This is a genomic window from Actinomadura sp. 9N215 (genome assembly GCF_044326345.1).
Taxonomy (GTDB): domain Bacteria; phylum Actinomycetota; class Actinomycetes; order Streptosporangiales; family Streptosporangiaceae; genus Spirillospora.
Window position 1 is genome coordinate 164,805 of sequence record NZ_JBIRBA010000019.1, and the last position, 18,084, is coordinate 182,888.

20 protein-coding genes and 1 riboswitch are annotated in these 18,084 nt (G+C 73.1%); of the genes, 9 read left to right on the top strand and 11 right to left on the bottom strand.

Features of this window, described 5'->3' with window-relative positions; genetic code table 11:
- The first annotated feature begins 430 nt into the window (after positions 1-430).
- A complete protein-coding gene (locus ACH34T_RS28670; RefSeq protein ID WP_021597992.1) occupies positions 431-925 on the top strand; it encodes a transcriptional regulator in 495 nt (164 codons plus the stop codon).
- A gap of 98 nt (positions 926-1,023) precedes the next feature.
- Here ACH34T_RS28670 and ACH34T_RS28675 read toward each other — a convergent pair whose 3' ends face one another.
- The 6 genes from ACH34T_RS28675 to ACH34T_RS28700 all read right to left on the bottom strand — a co-directional run bounded on the left by ACH34T_RS28675 (position 1,024) and on the right by ACH34T_RS28700 (position 8,024).
- Positions 1,024-2,274, bottom strand: coding sequence for a cytochrome P450 (locus ACH34T_RS28675; RefSeq protein ID WP_396024031.1), 1,251 nt, complete (start codon positions 2,272-2,274; stop codon positions 1,024-1,026).
- Between the two features lie 129 nt (positions 2,275-2,403).
- Positions 2,404-3,591, bottom strand: a complete 1,188-nt coding sequence (locus ACH34T_RS28680) for a CoA transferase (protein ID WP_396024032.1) — start codon at positions 3,589-3,591, stop codon at positions 2,404-2,406.
- 52 nt (positions 3,592-3,643) lie between these two features.
- The gene (locus ACH34T_RS28685; RefSeq protein WP_396024033.1) at positions 3,644-4,744 is read right to left on the bottom strand and encodes a Zn-dependent alcohol dehydrogenase; all 1,101 of its coding nucleotides are present in this window, start codon (positions 4,742-4,744) and stop codon (positions 3,644-3,646) included.
- Positions 4,745-4,766: 22 nt separating this feature from the next.
- Positions 4,767-6,185: an aldehyde dehydrogenase family protein gene (locus tag ACH34T_RS28690; RefSeq protein WP_396024034.1), complete on the bottom strand. Its 1,419-nt coding sequence runs from the start codon at positions 6,183-6,185 to the stop codon at positions 4,767-4,769.
- 299 nt (positions 6,186-6,484) lie between these two features.
- Positions 6,485-6,982: an SAV_6107 family HEPN domain-containing protein gene (locus ACH34T_RS28695; RefSeq protein WP_396024035.1), complete on the bottom strand. Its 498-nt coding sequence runs from the start codon at positions 6,980-6,982 to the stop codon at positions 6,485-6,487.
- A 259-nt stretch (positions 6,983-7,241) separates the two neighbouring features.
- Positions 7,242-8,024, bottom strand: coding sequence for a peptidoglycan-binding protein (locus ACH34T_RS28700; RefSeq protein WP_396024036.1), 783 nt, complete (start codon positions 8,022-8,024; stop codon positions 7,242-7,244).
- A gap of 24 nt (positions 8,025-8,048) precedes the next feature.
- On the opposite strand from ACH34T_RS28700, the gene ACH34T_RS28705 reads away from it, so the two are divergent.
- The 3 genes from ACH34T_RS28705 to ACH34T_RS28715 all read left to right on the top strand — a co-directional run bounded on the left by ACH34T_RS28705 (position 8,049) and on the right by ACH34T_RS28715 (position 9,547).
- A complete protein-coding gene (locus ACH34T_RS28705; RefSeq protein ID WP_396024037.1) occupies positions 8,049-8,513 on the top strand; it encodes a YbaK/EbsC family protein in 465 nt (154 codons plus the stop codon).
- Complete coding sequence (locus tag ACH34T_RS28710; RefSeq protein ID WP_396024038.1) at positions 8,510-8,866, top strand: arsenate reductase family protein; 357 nt, start codon at positions 8,510-8,512, stop codon at positions 8,864-8,866. Before ACH34T_RS28705 ends, ACH34T_RS28710 begins: the two co-directional genes overlap by 4 nt.
- Positions 8,867-8,944: 78 nt before the next feature.
- Entirely contained in the window at positions 8,945-9,547 is a 603-nt protein-coding gene (locus tag ACH34T_RS28715) for a GNAT family N-acetyltransferase (protein WP_396024039.1), read from the top strand.
- Here the strand turns inward: ACH34T_RS28715 and metF are convergent.
- Positions 9,484-10,419: a methylenetetrahydrofolate reductase [NAD(P)H] gene (metF, locus tag ACH34T_RS28720; protein ID WP_396024040.1), complete on the bottom strand. Its 936-nt coding sequence runs from the start codon at positions 10,417-10,419 to the stop codon at positions 9,484-9,486. The two genes, ACH34T_RS28715 and metF, sit on opposite strands and share 64 nt — an antisense overlap.
- Before the next feature lie 158 nt (positions 10,420-10,577).
- Here metF and ACH34T_RS28725 point away from each other — a divergent pair, with 158 nt between their 5' ends.
- Positions 10,578-11,633, top strand: coding sequence for a polyprenyl synthetase family protein (locus ACH34T_RS28725; RefSeq protein ID WP_396024041.1), 1,056 nt, complete (start codon positions 10,578-10,580; stop codon positions 11,631-11,633).
- A gap of 138 nt (positions 11,634-11,771) precedes the next feature.
- Complete coding sequence (locus ACH34T_RS28730) at positions 11,772-12,980, top strand: serine/threonine-protein kinase (RefSeq protein ID WP_396024042.1); 1,209 nt, start codon at positions 11,772-11,774, stop codon at positions 12,978-12,980.
- Positions 12,981-13,008: 28 nt separating this feature from the next.
- On the opposite strand, the gene ACH34T_RS28735 is transcribed toward ACH34T_RS28730, so the two are convergent.
- The 4 genes from ACH34T_RS28735 to ACH34T_RS28750 all read right to left on the bottom strand — a co-directional run bounded on the left by ACH34T_RS28735 (position 13,009) and on the right by ACH34T_RS28750 (position 15,719).
- Entirely contained in the window at positions 13,009-13,167 is a 159-nt protein-coding gene (locus tag ACH34T_RS28735; RefSeq protein ID WP_396024043.1) for a hypothetical protein, read from the bottom strand.
- 62 nt (positions 13,168-13,229) lie between these two features.
- Positions 13,230-13,898 (bottom strand): thiamine phosphate synthase, encoded by a 669-nt coding sequence (gene thiE / locus ACH34T_RS28740; protein ID WP_396024044.1) that lies wholly within the window; start codon positions 13,896-13,898, stop codon positions 13,230-13,232.
- A gap of 126 nt (positions 13,899-14,024) precedes the next feature.
- Positions 14,025-14,399 carry an Rv2175c family DNA-binding protein gene (locus ACH34T_RS28745; RefSeq protein WP_396024045.1) on the bottom strand — a complete coding sequence of 125 codons (375 nt, stop codon included), beginning with the start codon at positions 14,397-14,399 and terminating at the stop codon, positions 14,025-14,027.
- Positions 14,400-14,477: 78 nt separating this feature from the next.
- Positions 14,478-15,719, bottom strand: coding sequence for an NAD(P)/FAD-dependent oxidoreductase (locus ACH34T_RS28750; RefSeq protein ID WP_396024046.1), 1,242 nt, complete (start codon positions 15,717-15,719; stop codon positions 14,478-14,480).
- A gap of 92 nt (positions 15,720-15,811) precedes the next feature.
- A riboswitch (TPP riboswitch) is annotated at positions 15,812-15,926 on the top strand.
- Between ACH34T_RS28750 and thiO the strand changes: the two genes are divergently transcribed.
- From thiO to ACH34T_RS28765, 3 genes are all read left to right on the top strand, one after another.
- Entirely contained in the window at positions 15,916-17,043 is a 1,128-nt protein-coding gene (gene thiO / locus ACH34T_RS28755) for a glycine oxidase ThiO (protein WP_396024047.1), read from the top strand. Its footprint overlaps the riboswitch before it by 11 nt.
- Positions 17,040-17,240 carry a sulfur carrier protein ThiS gene (gene thiS, locus ACH34T_RS28760; protein ID WP_396024048.1) on the top strand — a complete coding sequence of 67 codons (201 nt, stop codon included), beginning with the start codon at positions 17,040-17,042 and terminating at the stop codon, positions 17,238-17,240. Before thiO ends, thiS begins: the two co-directional genes overlap by 4 nt.
- Positions 17,241-17,246: 6 nt before the next feature.
- A complete protein-coding gene (locus tag ACH34T_RS28765) occupies positions 17,247-18,032 on the top strand; it encodes a thiazole synthase (RefSeq protein WP_396024049.1) in 786 nt (261 codons plus the stop codon).
- Positions 18,033-18,084 lie beyond the last annotated feature (52 nt).

An 18,084-nucleotide genomic window follows, 5' to 3' on the forward strand; every position in this document is an offset into this window, starting at 1 on the left:
CCGTTCCGGCCTGGAGGCAGCATTCACCACCGAAACTCCTTTCCCGCCTCACGGGACGGGCCTTAAAGGACTTCTTACGGCCCCCACGGTAGCAGCAGGACCGGACCGCGCCAGCGCCCGGGCCGGTCCGCGTCTTCCCAGGTGAGAGGCGTCACACTGGAGGTGCCACCGGCGTGCGGAACGGCGCCCTGAAGGCCGTGCCCGGCCGTGCCGGCAGGGCTTGCGGACGATCCGGAGCGCTCCGATCGAGTCCTGTGGATTCGACCGCTTTTTTCCAATCAGCTTGACCTAGGGCCCTCCCCGTTTTACCGTCACTGTCCGTAACCATCCCCGGGGGCCGGACTCCTGAGGCCCAATGGCTTCGCGAATCGGTCCCCCTCCGGCGCGAGCCGGGGTCCGACGACGATGAAAGTGAGCCTGGGGGGCCAGAATGCCGTCTGAATACGCAAAGGCTCTCGGCGCGCGCCTGCGCGCCATCCGCACCCAGCAGGGCCTGTCCCTGCACGGCGTGGAAGAGAAGTCACGTGGCCGCTGGAAGGCCGTCGTCGTGGGTTCGTACGAGCGGGGCGACCGCGCCGTCACCGTTCAGAAGCTGGCCGAGCTCGCCGATTTCTATGGCGTGCCGGTTTCCGAGTTGCTGCCCGGCGGAGCCGCGCCGAGCCCGCTCGGGCCTACACCAAAGCTCGTGATCGATCTAGAGCGGTTGCAGCAGCTTCCGAAAGACAAGGCCGGTCCTCTCGCCCGCTACGCCGCGACGATTCAAAGCCAGCGTGGCGACTACAACGGAAAGGTCCTTTCCATCCGCCAGGAAGACCTGCGTTCACTCGCGGTCATCTATGACAAGTCCCCGACCGAGCTGACCGAGGAGCTCATCGGCTGGGGCGTCCTCGACCCGGAGGCGCGCCGCGCCGTCGAGTCGTTCTGACACATCCGCACCACCGCGATGGGGCCCGGCGCGACACCGGGCCCCGTTCCGCGTGCCCGCCACCGGGCCGCGTCGTCGCGTCGTCGCTGTTCTGCTGATCAGTTCTTGGACGGGCTCCAGGCGACGGGCAGGGCCGCGGGGCCGTTGATGGCGTGACCGGGCTTGCGCGTGATCTCGTCCGACGGCACCGCGAGGCGCAGGGACGGCAGCTCGCGGGTGAGCAGCGCTACGGCCGTCACCACCTCCATGTGCCCGAGATGGCGCCCGATGCAGTGGTGCGCGCCGTACCCGAAGGACAGGTGCCGGTTCGGCGTCCGGGCGAAGTCCATGCGGTGCGGGTCGTCGAACACGCGCGGGTCGCAGTTCGCGGCGTCGTGGGACGGGATGACCAGTTCACCCGGCCGGAGCGACGCGCCGCTGGGCAGCGTCACCTCCCGGACGACCCGGCGCGGCATGTCGTCCGCGGCGGACGTGGAGAACAGGCGCTCCAGCTCGGTGACGGCGCCGGGAACGGCCTCGGGGTGGGCCGTGAGGTACCCGTAGGCGGTCTCGTGATCCTCGTACGGATGGCTGAGCAGGACGTGGATCTGCGTGCCGATGCTGCTGGCCACGGTGTCCCACCCGCCCAGCACGAGCGTCATCGCCAGCTTGACCTGGCGGTCGAAGGGCAGCCCGGCGGCGCCGACGGCGACCTGGGTGAGCAGATCGTCCGCGGTGCTCTGGCGGCGCGCCTCGATCATGCCGGCGAGGTAGGTGACCATCGCCACCTGGGCTTCCTCCGCGTCGACGCGGGTCTGCGCGCTGGTGCCGAAGAAGGCGTCGCCCCATCCCCGGAACCGGAGCCGGCCGTCCTGCGGCAGGCCCATCATGTCGCAGATCAGGTCGAGGGCGAACGGCAGCGCGAACGCGGTGACGAGGTCGGCCGGCTCGGCGCCCGCGAGCATCGTCCGCAGCTGCTCGGCGGCGCGTTCCTCGGCTTTGCGGCGCAAGCGCGCGGTGGCCTGCGGCGAGAACCAGTCCTTGACGGCGCCGCGGACGTCGGCGTGCTCGTCCAGGTCCAGGCCGAGCATGGTCCCTTCGAGGTCGACGGCGTCGGCGTCGAGCGCGGCCTCCCGGGAGAAGACCTCCTGGTTGCGCAGCACCTGCTCGACGTCGTGGTAGCGGGTGACGAGCTTGGCGGCCGTCCCGTCGTGCCGCCGCACCTCGGCGACGCCGGTGCCGGTCTCGCGGATCTCGTGGTACCGCGCGTTCTTGTGCAGGCCGGGGCGGTTGACGCCGTCGGCGTCGCTGTCCAGCGGGTGCGGGATGGGGGTCGTCGCGGACGCGTCCAGGCCGGCGTCGAGGGCCATCGAGGGGATCCCTTCGGTCGGGGGCGCGGCACCGCGGCCGGGCCGCCGGGCGGCGGGCACGGCTCGACGGCTGGGACGAAATGCCACATTTCGGATGGGCTCCTTGAAGGATTTCCACCCATGCGCCTGTCACAAACTCCCGATCCGCCCCTGTGCGCGCAGTTCCTTGATCTGATCCGGCGGCAGGGACAGGACGTCCCTGAGGACCTCGTCCGTGTGGCCGCCCAGGGTCGGGGCGGGGCAGGGGTCCGGGGACGTCTCACCGAGCCGCAGCGGGGATCCTGGCGCCAGGTGGGGGCCGACGCCCGGCTGGTCGAGGCGGGCCATGAGGGGCTCGGCGCGCAGGTCCCGGGCGATCTCCGCGAAGCCGCGATAGCGGGACCACAGGACGGACGCGCCGGTCAACCCGTCCTCGACCTGCTCGCACGTGCGGGACGCGAACCAGGGCGCGAGGACGCCGCCGAGCGCCTCCCGGTAGGCGTAGCGGTCTCCGGCGCGGCGGAAGTCAGCGTCGAGGGCGCGCTCCAGGGCCGCGGTCACCTCGCCGAGGCCGGTCGCCTCCACCAGGTCGCGCCAGTGCCGGGGCGTGAGCGTGACGACCATGACGCGGCCGTCGGCGGTGGCGAAGTCGCGTCCGAAATCCCCGAAGACGCTGTTGCCGAGGCGCGGGCGCGCCTCGCCGAACTGAGCCTCAGCGAGATAGCCCAGGTTTCCTGCCGTGGCCAGGGCGACGTCTTGCAACGCGACACGGATTCGCTGGCCCTCGCCCGTGCGCAGACGGTGCCGTTCGGCGGCCAATAGGCCGATCGCCAGGTAGAGGCCGCACGCGACGTCCCAGACGGGAAGCGCATGATTCACCGGGGTCGCCTGGTCGGACGGGCCCGTGACCGACGGGAACCCCATGGCGGCGTTCACCGTGTAGTCGACTGCGTTGCCGCCGTCCCGGCGTCCCTGCAACTGGACGTGGATCAGGTCTGGGCGCGCCTCCCGCAGGGCCTCGTACGTCAGGCCATCACGCGGCGGCGCGTTGGTCAGGACGACACCGCACTCCTTGACGAGGCCGGCGACCAGGTCCCGTCCCTCCGGCGAGCGAAGGTCGACCGTCACCGATCGCTTGCCCTTGTTCAGGCCCGCCCAGTAGAGGCTGCGGCCGGACGGGGCGAGCGGCCAGCGGTCGATGTCGGGGCCGCCGCCCACCGGGTCGACGCGGATCACGTCCGCGCCGAGCTGGGCGAGGGTCATCCCGCCCAGCGGCGCGGCGACGAAGCTGGACAGCTCGACCACGCGCAGACCGGCGAGGGGCGGCGCCTCGCTCATCGGACGATCCCGATGCATGGGGCGATCACGATGCATCGAGCGAGCTCCATGGTCATCGGGCGATCTCGATGAGGGAACGCGCGCCGTGCCCGGCCCGCATCCGGTCGAACGCGGCGGCGACGCCGTCCAGGCCGATGCGGTGGGTGACCAGCGTGGACAGGTCGAGCCGTCCCGCCTCGATCTCCTCGGCGAGCCCTGGGACGTCCCTGTCGGGATCGGACGACCCGTACACCGAACTGGTCAGCCGCCGGTTGAAGTGGAACAGCTCCAACGCGTTGAACGTGACCGCGTCGTCGCGGGCCCCGACGCCGACGACGGTGCACTGCCCGCCGCGGCGCACCGACTGCCAGGCCGTCCGGATCAGGTCCGCCTTGCCGACGCACTCGAAGGCGTGGTCGGCGCCGCGTCCTTCCGTCAGGGCACGGACCTGTTTGGACAGCTTGGGGTCGCCTTCCAGATAGTGCGTGGCGCCCGCCGCCTCAGCGAGCGCCTGCTTCTCCGTGCCCCGGTCGACGGCGATGATGGTTCCGGCCCCGGCCAGACGGGCGCCCATGACGACCGACAGTCCGATACCGCCGAGACCGATGACGAGCACCGATTGCCCTTCGCGGACCTGCGCGGTGTTGCGGACGGCGCCGATACCCGTCAGCACAGCGCAGCCCAGCAGCGCCCCCAGGTCGAGCGGAGCGGACGCAGGCAAAGGCACAACAGAACGTTCCGGCACGACCAGCTCTTCGGCGAAACCACCGACGCCCATGCAGGCGTACATGTCCTCACCGTCCAGCGTCGCCCCGGACAGAGGGCTCACGGCCCCTTCCACGGCGCTGCACAGCCACGGCTCGTCCTGACCGCAGAACCAGCACTCGCCGCACGCGGCCGCCCAGTTCAGGACGACCCGGTCGCCGGGACGCACCTTCGCCACGTCCGCGCCGACCTCCGCGACCGTCCCCGCGGCCTCGTGGCCGAGGACGAGCGGAAACCGCGGCGCGAGCGTCCCGTTGATCATCGACAGGTCGGAGTGGCACACCCCGGCCGCCGCCACCCGGACCCGCACGTCCCCCGGGCCGACCGGGGGCAGCTCGATCTCACGGACCCGCGGCGGCGCGTCCGGCTCGACGGCGACGACGGCCTTGACGACGACGGCCTTGACCATGAGCGGTTCTCCTCAGCGGGGATCAGAGCTGGATGGACTTGGTCTCCAGGAACTCGTCCAGGCCGAACCGGCCCATCTCGCGGCCGAGCCCGGACTGCTTGTACCCGCCGAACGGCGCCATCGGGTTGTACGCGCCGCCGTTGACGTCGATGGAACCCGTCCTGACCTGGCGGGCGAACGCGAGCGCCCGATCCTGCTCCGCCGCCCACACACCCCCCGCGAGACCGTAGCGGGAGTTGTTCGCGATCTGGAGCGCCTCGTCCTCGTCGCGGAACGGGATGACCGACAGCACCGGCCCGAAGATCTCCTCCTGCGCGACCGTCGCGTCCTGGTCGACGTCGGCCAGGACGGTGGCCGCGACGTAGTGCCCGCGGTCGAACCCGTCCGGCGCACCGCTCCCACCCGTGAGGACGCGTGCCCCCTCGGACACGCCCGTGTCGATGAAGCCGCGCACCCGCTCCAGCTGCGTCCTGGACACCATCGGGCCCAGCTTCGTGGACGGGTCGAGCGGATCCCCGGGCGCGAACCCCTCGGCGAACCCCTTGGCCAGCTCCAGCGCCTCCGCGTACAGATCCTGGTGGACGAGCATCCGCGTCCAGGCCGTGCACGTCTGGCCGCCGTTCAGGTACGCGTTGGCCACGCCGACCTTCACCGCGGTCTTCACGTCGGCGCCGTCCAGGATCACGTTCGCGGACTTTCCGCCCAGCTCCAGCGCCACCTTCTTGATCGTCCCGGCGGCGAGCTCCGCGACGCGCGACCCGGCCCGCACCGACCCCGTGAACGACACCATGTCGACCTCCGGATGGGCCGCGAGCGCCTCCCCGGCGCCCGGCCCGTACCCCGGGACGAGGTTGACGACGCCCGCGGGCAGCCCCGCCTCGTGGACGGCGTCCAGCAGCAGGTACGAGACCAGCGGCGCGACCTCGCTCGGCTTGATCACGATCGTGCAGCCGGCCGCGAGCGCCGGGGCGAGCTTGCAGGTGATCTGGTGCAGCGGATAGTTCCACGGCGTGATCGCGCCGACGACCCCGGCGGGCTCCCGCACCACCAGCGAGTTCCCGACGCGCTCCTCCGGCACGCCGGCGGCGATCAGCTCCGCGTACCCGGCGACGACCAGCTGCGGCAGCCGCGCCTGGATCCGGGTCGCGATCCGCATCGGCGTGCCGACCTCGCCCGCGATCGTCCGCGCGATCTCGTCTTCGCGGGCGGCCAGCGCGTCGTGCAGCCGCCGGAGGTACTCCGAACGCTCCTCGTAGGACGTCGCCGACCACGCCGCCAGCGCGTCCCGCGCCGCCCGCACGGCCCGGTCGACGTCGTCCGGCGTCCCCTCCGGCACCGTCCCGAGCGTCTCCTCGGTCGCGGGATTCTCGACGGCGATGACCCCGCGGCCGCTCGGGCTCGTCCACTCGCCATCGATGTAGAGGGCATCTCGGTCGGGCACGGCGACTCCCTGGATGTCGGCAGATTCTATGAATACGACACCCGGTTCCGGTGGGCGTCGCCCACCCCCCTGATACCAGCCGGACGCGCGAAAGCCCACCCCCGGCACCAATGGGGGCGGGCGAAGCAGATGAGAGGCCCGGGCAGGGCGGTGGGATCGCGCCGGCGGGGCCGGCTCGGGGGGTCGCGGCCGCCGCCGGCGCGATCGACCCGGGGTTGGCGGCGGCCGGGGCGGCCGTACTCGGCGGCCCCGGCCACCGGGGAGGCGGTCCCGGGGAGGGGGATCGCCTCGGGAGGGGGTCAGCTGGCCTCGGGGATGGGCAGGGTGGGCTGGCTGGTGACGCCCAGCGTGTCCTCGACGAGGGAGACGAAGACCCCGGCGTCGTGCAGGAGTTCCTCGGCCTCGCGCGGCGTGACGGCGCGGGGCAGGCCGGCCTCGGCGGCGGCGCGCTTGTCGGCGCCGGCGGCGAAGAAGGCGGCCCATTCGCGCAGGGCCGGATCGGCCTCGGGGAGGAGGACCCAGACGCTGCGGGGACGGCCGCGGCGATGGGTCTCCAGGGGTTCCTTGGACGCCAGGACCGCGGCGGCGGCGCGCAGCGCGGCCAGATGGGCGCACACGTAGCGGACGGCGGGTGAGGTCGCCTCGGCCGCCTCGGCGAGGCCCATGCGGGCGGCGTGGATCTGGCCGACGGCCGTGTGCGCCGGCCGGGGCGCGGGCATCGGACGGTGGCGCGGGCTCGGCGGCGGGACGGACTGGGCGGCGGAGTGGATTCCGCGTGCGGTCATCGTTCCGGACATTTCTGCCTCCTTCCGGGCTCGGGCCGGCCGGGCGGAGAGCTTCCCCTCACTCCGCCCGGCCGTCCGTCCCGCCGGAATACCGCTCCCGGCGGGGACGTCGCCCTGGCACGGGCCGCGAGTCCCGCACCACGTCGAACATAAGTTCGACGCACCACCCAGTAAACCGTCCTGCCGACGATTCGTCAACGTGTTCGAACGGGTGTCATATCCCGCAGGTCAGCGGGCATAGCGGCAAGAGAACAGCAGGGTGCGACGGGTCTCAGCCGGGCCGTCTGACGTGCACGGGGACGTCCGTTCCGAGGAGTCCGGGGAAGTACTCGGCGATGTGCATCGGCAGCCGGACGCAGCCGTGCGAGGCAGGGTATCTGGGCACGTCCAGGGCGCCGTGGAAGGCGATTCCGCCGTTGAAGTAGATCGGGTTGTAGAGGCGGCCCAGGGGCGAGACCTCCCAGCCGGAGGCGCGGCGTCCCGTGCGGAAGTCGCCCGTGCCCGTGGTGGCGTAGCGGCAGCGCGGGACTTTGGCGCCGCGGTCCTTGGCGCAGTAGTACTCGCCGGAGCCCGACGAGATGTGCGTGATGAGCCGCGGCCGGCCGTCCTCGTAGAGGACGAGGTACTGGCGCTCCAGGTCGACGTCGACGCGGTCCTTCTCGCGCTTCTTGGCCATCGGGCGTGGCTGCTCGGGGTTGTCCAGAGCCTCCCAGAACGACGTGCCGAGCGTGCCCTTCTGCTTCATGCGGTGGACGGCCTGGAACGCCCATACGGCCAGCTGGGTGGACGTCCCGTACTTCCCGTCCACCTTTCCTGGGTCGTAGCTCAGTTCCTTGAGGCGGCGCTGGAGCGCCCTGACGTCGTCGCCCTTCGCGCCTGGCTTCAGCTTGCGGCGCGTGGGCGTCGGCGTGGGGGTCGGCGTGGGCGTCGTCGGTTTGGCCGACGGCTTCGCCGCCGGAGCGACCGCCTTGTCCGTCCCGTTGCAGGCCGTCAGGAGAACGGCTGCCGTCAGCAAAACCGCGCTCTTCCGCACGTCGATCGATCTCCCTCGCATGACCTGCACCTTAAAGTGCTACCCATGCATCCGAATACCGAAATCGTGGCAAAGGCGCTGCTCGACCAGGGCGCGGCGGGGTCCGTCGTGGAGCTGCCGGAGTCGGCGCCGACGGCGCAGGCGGCCGCGGAGCAGCTGGGCTGCGAGGTGGGCGCGATCGCCAACAGCCTGGTGTTCGACGCGGACGGGGCGCCGCTGCTGGTGATGACGAGCGGCGCGCACCGGGTCGACACGGCGAAGGTCGCGGCGCTGGTGGGCGCGGCGAAGGTGAAGCGGGCGTCGCCGGAGTTCGTCCGGGCGGCGACCGGGCAGCCGATCGGCGGGGTGGCGCCGCTGGGCCACCCGGCGCCGATCCGTACGCTCGTGGACGTCTGGCTGGACAAGTACGACGAGGTCTGGGCGGCGGGCGGGCATCCGCACACCGTCTTCCCCACGTCGTACGAGGAACTGCTGAGGATCACCGGGGGCACCCCCGCGGAGGTGGAATGACCATGGAGCTCTGGCACAACCCGCGCTGTTCCAAGAGCCGCGCCGCCAAGGCCGCGCTGGACGAGGCGGGCGTGGCGTACACCGAGCGCCGCTACCTGGACGACCCGCCCACGGCGGACGAGCTCGACGCGGTGCTGAAGCGGATCGGCGCGGAGCCGTGGGACGTGGCGCGCCTGAACGAGCCGGTCGCGAAGGAGCTCGGCCTGAAGGACCTGGCGCGCGACCGGGCCCGCTGGATCGAGCTCATGGCGGCGAACCCGGTGCTGATCCAGCGGCCGATCGTCCTGAACGGCGAGACCGCCGTCGTGGCGCGCGACGACGCGTCCGTGCGCCGGGCCCTCGACGGCCGCTGACGCCCTGGCGCGACGCCCCGCGCATGTGATCGGCTTTCCGTCATACGGCGGGGCACCGCCCGGTCTACTCTCTGTCGAGTGAGGGACCCGAAGCTGCGCGAGATCGACGAGCGGGCGTTCCTGCGCAGGCTCGGCCCCATGCTGGACGTCTACGCGGCCGCCATGGAACCGCCGAACGAGCAGCTTCCAGGCCGCCACACCATCATGGAACGGCACGCCTCGTATTCGGGGTTCCGGGCGTTCGTGGTCGAGCGGCGCGGGGCGCTTCCCGTCCTGACGGGGCCGGTGCAGGGGTTCGCCTACGGGTTCCATGGGGCGCGCGGCCAGTGGTGGCACGACGTCGTCTTCCAGGCGCTCAGCGACCGGGAGGGGCCGGAGCACGCGGAGGGCTGGCTGGAGGACACGTTCGAGGTCGCGGAGCTGCACGTCCATCCGGAGTCGCAGGGCAGGGGCCTCGGCCGGGCGCTGCTGAACGCGCTGTGCGAGGGCAGGCAGGAGCGCACCGTGGTGCTGTCGACGCTGGACCGGCGGCCGGACACCCCGGCCAGGACGCTCTACCGCTCCGTCGGCATGGTCGATCTGCTGACGGACTTCGAGTTCCCGGGCGGCGGCCCCCGCTACGCGGTCATGGGCGGGACGCTGCCCCTGGCGCCGTACTCGCCGGCGTCCAGCAGCCCGTAGACCTCGCGCGTCGCGGTGGACTTGTTGAACGTGATGAAGTGAATGCCGGGCGCGTCCTGGTCGAGCAGTTCCTGGCAGAGCGCGGCGGCGTGCTCGATGCCGAGGCGGCGCACGGCGTCCGGGTCGCCGGCGACGGCGTCGAAGCGGGCCTTGACCTCGGGCGGGAACGGCGCGCCCGACAGCTGCTCGGACCGCTCGATCGTGCTGATCTGGGTGACGGGCATGATGCCGGGCAGGATCGGCACGTCGCATCCTGCGGCGGCGACGCGGTCGCGGAGGCGGAAGTAGTCCTCCGCACGGAAGAACATCTGGGTGATCGCGTAGTCGGCCCCGGCGCGGCACTTCTCGACGAAGTGGCGGGTGTCGCTCTCGACGTCGGGCGAGCGCGGGTGCTTGTAGGGGAACGCGGCGACGCCGACGCTGAAGTCGCCGTAGGAGCGGATCATCCGGACGAGGTCGGCGGCGTACTCGACGCCGTCGGGGTGCTTGACCCACTCCCCCATCGGGTCGCCGGGCGGGTCGCCGCGCACGGCGAGGATGTTGCGGACGCCCGCGGCGGCGAACCGGCCGATGAGGTTGCGCAGCTCGGCCTGGGAGTGGTTCACGGCGGTGAAGTGCGCGACGGGCGTGAGCGTGGTGTCGGTGGCGATGCGCTCGACGATGTCGACGGTCTTGTCGCGGGTGCCGCCGCCCGCGCCGTAGGTCACGGACACGAACGTCGGGTGCAGGGGCTCCAGCTCGCGGATGGTGCGCCACAGGTTCCGCGCGCCCTTGTCGGTCTTGGGCGGGAAGAACTCGAACGAGAAGGACCTGGCGCCGGAGGCCAGCAGCTCGCGGACGGCGGGGGGACGGTCTGGGCGCAGGCGTGGCATCCCCCAAGCCTACAGAAGCGCCGCGACGCGTCCCGGCCCGCCGATACGCGTGATGCTCGGCACACCGCACGTACGTTATGTCCACATTTCTGAAGATCTATGGATTTCTCACGTTTTCGACGAACGGTTGAAACGTCCCAGGTGGATACGATCACGGCATGTCGACCAGCCGCCTCCGCAAGGAGGTCGACGAGGCGCTCCTGGCCTTCGTCGACCGGCAGCGCGCGCCCCTCCTGACCATCAGCGACGACCTCGCGCCGCTGCTGTCCGCCCTGGAGGCGCTGCTGAGCGGCGGCAAGCGGCTGCGTCCCGCGTTCTGCTACTGGGGATGGCGCGCCGCGGGCGGCGACGAGGACGACCAGGCCGTCGTGCGCGCCGCCGCGTCCCTGGAACTGCTCCAGGCGAGCGCGCTCATCCACGACGACGTGATGGACTCCAGCGACACGCGGCGCGGGCAGCCGTCCGTCCACCGCAGGTTCGAGGCGCTGCACGGCGCGCAGGCGTGGCCGGGCGACGCCGAGGGCTACGGCGCGGGCGCCGCGATCCTGCTCGGCGACCTGTGCCTGGCCTGGTCGGGCGAGATGTTCGAGACCTGCGGCCTGGACGGCGACCGCCGGCGCCGCGGCCGCGAGGTCTACGACCTGATGCGCACCGAGGTCATGTGCGGCCAGTACCTCGACATGCTGGAGAGCGCGCGCGGCGAGGCGTCCGTCGCCACGGCGCTGCGCGTGGTGGAGTACAAGAGCGCCAAGTACACGATCGAGCGCCCGCTGCACATGGGCGCGGCGCTCGCCGGGGCCCGCCCGGACGTGATCGCCGCCCTCGCCGGCTACGGCCTGCCGCTCGGCATCGCGTTCCAGCTCCGCGACGACGTCCTCGGCGTGTTCGGCGACCCGGGCGAGACCGGCAAGCCGGCGGGCGACGACCTGCGCGAGGGCAAGCGGACCGTGCTGATCGCCCTCACCGTGGAACGTGCCTCCGCGGCGCAGGCCGCGGCGCTGCGGCGGCGGCTCGGCGACGCAGGACTCGACCGTCCCGGCGTGGACGAGCTGCGCACGATCATCGAGGAGACCGGCGGCCTCGCCGCCTGCGAGGCCATGATCGAGCGCTATCTCGGGGAGGCGGAGCGGGCCGTCAGGTCCGCGCCGATCGCCGCGGAGGCCCGCCACGCGCTCGCCGGGCTCGCGGTGGCGGCCACCGCCCGGAGCACGTGAGCGCGCCCGGAGCACGTGAGCGTCCGCGGGCACGTTCCAGACCGGGCGACGAAGATCGCGATTCCCCTGCCGGGCCGCCCGGTCACGCGGTACAAATGAGGAATTCTTCGTCCGTCCCCGCCGAGTCGGAGTCCTCCAGTGCCGCACGACACCTCCCGCGGGAGGACGAACCCCCATCCCGCGCGCAGCGCCGCCGCCCGTCCCGGACGGGCAGGGCAGGCCCACGCCGGCAAGCCGGGCCGCCCGGCCAAGGGCAGGCCCGTCCCGTCCCGCTCGGCGCAGGCCCGCTCCGGCCCCGACCGGCAGTCGGGCGGCCCCGACCCGGACCATCGCAACGGCCCCGATCGGCAGGGTGATCCCGGCCGCCGCGACGGCGGCTCCAAGGCCGCGCGGACGCGCGGCAAGCGGCCGGGCACCCCGCTCGGCCCCGACGACCCGCGCGGCCTCGGCGGCTACACGCTGCTCGAACGGCTCGGCGAGGGCGGGCAGGGCGTCGTCTACCTCGGCCGGGACGGCGACGGCGGGTTCGTCACCGTCAAGCTGCTGCGCGGCGGCGTCGCGGCCGGGCAGCGGGCGCGCAGCCGCTTCGTGAAGGAGGCGGACGCGGCCCTGCGGGTGTCCGGACGGCACACCGCCCGCGTCCTGGACGCCGACATGAGCGGCGACCGCCCGTACATCGTCAGCGAGTTCGTCGAGGGCCCGGCGCTCCAGCACGTCGTCGAGGACCGCGGCCCGCTGCCCCCGCCGAAGCTCCGCAAGCTCGGGCTGCGGACGGCGGCGGCGCTCGCCGCGATCCACCGCGCCGGGATCGTGCACCGCGACTTCAAGCCCGGCAACGTGCTGCTCGGCCCGGACGGCGCCAAGGTCATCGACTTCGGCATCGCCCGCCTGTCGTTCGACGGGCCCGACGCGGCCCCGGTGACGACCGGCCCGGTCGGGACGCCCGCCTACATGGCGCCCGAGCAGATCGAGGACGAGCCCGTCGGGACGCCCGCCGACGTGTTCGCGTGGGGCGCCACGATGGTGTTCGCCGCGACGGGACGCCCGCCGTTCGGCACCGGGCCGAGCGCGGCCGTGATGCGGCGGGTCACGTCCCGCAGCCCCGACCTCGGCGACCTGGACGGGTCGATGCGCGACCTCGCCGCCCGCTGCCTCGACAAGAACCCCGCCGCCCGGCCGACCGCGTCGCAGATCGTCCGGGCGCTTCGCGAAGGGCAGGGACCGATGCCGAAACCGCGGCCGACGCGGATCCCGCGCTACCGGTGGCGGATGATGGTCGCGCTCGCGGCCGTCGTCCTCTCCGGCTTCGTCCTGGGCATGCTGTCCGGGACGGGCCCGCCGTTCTGAACCGCCGACGCGGCGGCCGATCTCAGGATCACCAGTGCGGCGGACGGTCCTCCAGGTACCGGGAGTCGTCGGCGTCGCCGCGCCACTCGCCCCAGCCGGTGTCGGTGTCGTCGGACGTCTGGTCCGGCAGGATCTCCAGGTCCTCGTCGAGCTCGACCGGGCGGTCGTCGTCGGGTCCCACGCTCATGATCCCCATTGTGGGCGATCGGGCCCCAGGCCGCACTGTGATCCAGGTCAAACCCCGCAAGATCAAACGGCGAGGCGGCGGGCGAACTCGGCCGCGGCGGCGCCCGGGTCGTCCGCCTCGGTGATCGCCCGCACCACCACGACGCGGGTCGCGCCCGCGGCCAGCACGTCGCCGAGGTTGCCGAGGTCGATCCCGCCGATCGCGAACCACGGGCGCGCCACGCGCCGCGCCGCGACGTACTTCAGCAGCTCGGGGCCCGGCGCGGGACGTCCGGGCTTGGTCGGGGTCGGCCAGACCGGGCCGGCGCAGAGGTAGTCGACACCCGGCTCGGCGGCGGCCGCCGACGCCTGCGCGTCCGAATGCGTGGATCTGCCGATCAGCATGTCGCCGCCGACGACCTCGCGGGCGGCGTCCACCGGCAGGTCGTCCTGCCCGAGGTGCAGCACGTCGGCGCGGACGGCGTGCGCCACGTCCGCGCGGTCGTTGACGGCGAGCAGCGCGCCGTGCCGCTCGCACGCCGCCCGGAAGACCTCCAGGTAGGCCATCTCCTGCCGGGCCTCCAGGCCCTTCTGGCGGAGCTGGACGAGGTCGACGCCGCCGGCGAGCACGGCGTCCAGGAAGTCCGGCAGGTCCCCTTGCCGCTCTCTCGCGTCGGTGCAGAGGTAGAGGCGGGCGCGGCCGAGCCTGGCGCGCAGCGCGACGGCGCGATCGGTGGGGAGATGCCTGGACACGGCTGGGCGACGTCCTTCCGGAATGGGTTCGCGGGGTCGCGCGCGGCGGTTCGTCCCGTCGCGCGGCGACCCCGCGATCGTGTCAGACGTTCGGAGATTCAGACGTTTCGGAAGCCGGTGGACGGCCTAGAAGGCCAGGGCCTGGGCGCGGCGGCGGACCTCGGTCCCCCGGTTCTCGGTGAGGGCGTCCACGGGCGTTCCCGGCAGCGTGTCGTCGGCGGTGAACAGCCAGCGGATGGTCTCCACGTCGTCGTACCCGGCGTCCGACAGGAGCGTCAGCGTGCCGGGCAGGCCCTTGATGACCTGGCCGTCCTTGATGAACGCGGCGGGCACCATGGGCTCGCCCTCCCGGCGCACGGCGAGCAGGCGGTGCTCGCTGATGAGCTGCTTGATCCGGTTGGGCTTGATCCCGAGTCGCCCGGCGGCCTCCTTGAGGGAGAGCCATTCGCCCGCGAGGGCGTCGGTCCGGGGGTCCAGTGCGCTGTCAACGGTTGCGTGCATCTGCGTCACGACCCCTTGCTACCACGCCTTCGGAACCCTCAAACCCCCTGAACAGCCGTTACCGTCCGGCGGCGCTCGCTATCGGCGAACGGCCTGGCGGACGGGCACGTCGGGGTCGGCGATCGCCTCGGCGTCCACGGGCGCGCCCGCCGCGATGGCGCGCCTCGCCTGCACCAGATCGCGGGGCCGGTCGACGGCGAGGACCGCGTCGAGCCGGTCGCCGGTCAGCCACACGGCCGTCCACTTCCGGCCGGACGGGTCGCCGCGCTGGACGATCCGGTCGGACGCCGCGTGGCTCCCCGCGTACTGCACCATGCGTCCGAACTGCTCGGACCAGAAGTAGGGGGCGGCGTCGTACACCGCGTCCTGGCCGAGGAGCGTCGCGGCGGCGACGTCGGGCGCGTTGAGGGCGGTGTCCCAGTGCTCGACGAGGAGCCGCCGCCCGTACCGCGCCGACCACCAGGCGGCGCAGTCGCCGACGGCGACGACGTCCGGGCGGGCGGACCCGGGCTCCTCCGCCCCCGCGTACGCGCGGAACGACCCGTCGGTGACCACGCCCCGCTCCAGCAGCAACCCGGACCCCTCCAGCCAGGACAGGTCCGGACGGACACCGACGCCGACGACGACCTCGTCCGCGTCGATCCGGCCGCCCCCGGCGAGGACGAGACCGCCGTCCCGCACCTCGGCGACCTTGACGCCGGTGCGCAGCTCGACGCCCGCCTCCGCGTACCAGGGCGCGGTGAGCGCGCCGGCCTCGGGGCCGAGCGCGCCGGCGAGCGGCGTGTCCGCGGCCTCGACGACGGTCACGGCGCAGCCCCTCCTCGCGGCGGCGGTCGCGACCTCGGCGCCGATCCAGCCCGCGCCAACGATGACGATCCGGGCGCCTCCGGTGAGCCGGGACCGCAGGTCGCGGGCCTCCTCGATGGTGCGCAGGACGTGCTGGGGCCCGTCCCCCGGAAGCGTGATCGGGACGGCCCCGGTCGCGATGACCAGCCCGTCGAACGGAAGGTCGCCCGCCGTGGACGCGACGACGCCACCGCGCGCGTCCGAACTGTGCGCGTCCAAACCGTGCGCGTCCAGGCGGAGGCCGGTGGCGCGCTCGCCGAGCAGCAGTTCGCAGCCCAGCGCGTCCCAGTCGGCGTCGACCGTGGTGTCGTCCGTCTCGCCCGCGAGGACGGCCTTCGACAGCGGCGGCCGGTCGTAGGGCGGATGCCGTTCGGCCGAGACGAGGGTCAGCCCGCCCTCGTACCCCCTGCTCCGCAGCGACTCCACGGCGCGCAGGCCGGCCAGCCCGCCGCCCACGACGATGACCCTCTCCATGAGAATCACCCTAAACGGCCGCCTTTCCCGCTGGACGCTTGTCCGGACAGTGCTCACGCCCCCGGGGACGTAAGGTGGAGAGCGGGCAAAACAGCACAAAGCGCGGGAGTCCGGTGCGACCGGGCTGAGAGGGCGGCTGGAACGGGCCGCCGACCGCCACGACCTGATCCGGATCATGCCGGCGAAGGGAGCGCGCATGGAGATCGTGATCATCGGCGCCGGGGTCATCGGCCTGGCCACCGCCTGGCGGGCCGCCGCGGGCGGCGCCGGCGTCACGCTGGTCGATCCCGAGCCCGCGAGCGGCGCGTCCGCGGTCGCCGCGGGCATGCTCACCCCGGTCAGCGAGCTGACCTACGGCGAGGAGCCGCTGCTGCGGCTGGGCCTCGCGTCCCGCGACCGGTACGGCGCGTTCGTCGCCGAGCTGGAGGAGCTCACCGGCCTGGAGACCGGCTACCGCACCGACGGGATCATCGAGGTCGCGTTCGACGCCGACGACCTGAAGTACCTGGACGACCTGCGCCGCTTCCAGGAGAGCCTCGGCATCCCGGTCGAGGCGCTGACCGGCCGGGAGTGCCGCCGCCTTGAGCCGATGCTCGCGCCGGGCGTGCGCGGCGGCCTGCTCGCCCCCGAGGACGGCTCGATCGACCCGCGCCGGCTGACTCCGGCGCTGCTCGCGGCGGGCGAGAAGCTCGGCGTCCGGCTCGTCCGGCGGCGGGCGGCGGGGATCGTCGTCGAGCGCGACACGGCGGTCGGGGTCCGGCTCGACGACGGGACGACCGTCGGCGCCGACCGGATCCTGCTGGCCGCGGGCCCCTGGTCGGGCGACCTCGACGGCCTGCCACCCGGGACCGTTCCACCCGTCCGTCCGGTCAAGGGGCAGGTGATCAGGCTCCGCGCCAGGACGCCGTTCATCGGCCGCTCCACGCGCGGGATGGTGAAGGGCTCGTCGGTCTACCTGGTGCCGCGCCTGGACGGCGAGATCGTCGTCGGCGCCACCCAGGAGGAGCTGGGCTTCGACACGCGCGTCACGGCCGGCGGCCTGTGGGAGCTGCTGCGCGACGCCCGCGAGCTGCTGCCCGGCGTGACCGAGCTGGAGTTCGCCGAGGTGTCGGCGGGCCTGCGTCCCGGCTCGCCCGACAACGCGCCCGTGATGGGGCCGTCCGCGCTGCCCGGCCTCGTCATCGGCACCGGGCACTTCCGCAACGGCATTCTGCTCACCCCCGTCAGCGCCGACATCCTGTCAGCGACGCTGCTGGACGACCCCGTCCCCGACGTCGCCGAACCGTTTTCGCCAGGCCGCTTCTCCTCCGAGGTGCACTCATGAAGGTGATCGTCAACGGTGAGCCGCGCGAGCTGCCGGACGGCGCGAGCGTGGCCGAGGTGATCGCGTCCGTCGCCGGGACCGCGTCCGGCGTGGCGGCGGCGGTGAACGACGAGGTCGTCCGGCGCTCGGCGTGGGAGGCGACGACGCTGCGCGACGCCGACCGCCTGGAAGTCCTGACCGCCGTCCAGGGAGGCTGACGAGGCATGGAGGACACCGTGGAGACGGAGCCGCTGGTCATCGCGGGCGAGGAGCTCGGCTCCCGGCTGATCATGGGGACCGGCGGCGCGCCGAGCATGCACGTCCTGCGCGAGGCGCTGGCCGCGTCCGGGACGGAGCTGACCACGGTCGCGATGCGGCGCGTCGACCCGTCCGCCCGCGGCTCGGTGCTGGACGTGCTGACCGAATCCGGCATCCGCGTGCTGCCGAACACGGCGGGCTGCTTCACGGCGGGCGAGGCCGTCCTCACCGCCAAGCTGGCCCGCGAGGCGCTCGGCACCCACTGGGTCAAGCTCGAAGTGATCGCGGACGAGCACACCCTGCTGCCCGACCCGATCGAGCTCGTCGACGCCGCCGAGCAGCTCGTCGACGACGGGTTCGCCGTCCTGCCGTACACCAACGACGACCCCGTCCTGGCGCGCCGCCTGGAGCAGATCGGGTGCGCGGCCGTGATGCCGCTCGGCTCGCCGATCGGGTCGGGCCTCGGGATCCGCAACCCGCACAACATCGAGCTGATCGTCGAGCGGGCGGGCGTCCCGGTCATCCTGGACGCGGGGCTCGGCACCGCGTCCGACGCCGCGCTGGCGATGGAGCTGGGCTGCGACGCGGTGCTGCTGGCGACCGCCGTGACCCGCGCCCGGCACCCGGCGCGGATGGCGGCGGCGATGCGGCACGCGGTGGAGGCCGGACGGCTGGCCCGGCTCGCCGGACGCATCCCGAAGCGCCGCTACGCCCAGGCGTCCTCCCCCTTCGAGGGCCTGGCGACGTCGTAGCGCCATCGAACGTCGTAGCAACTCTAAACGCCCACCCTTAGAAATATTCGCT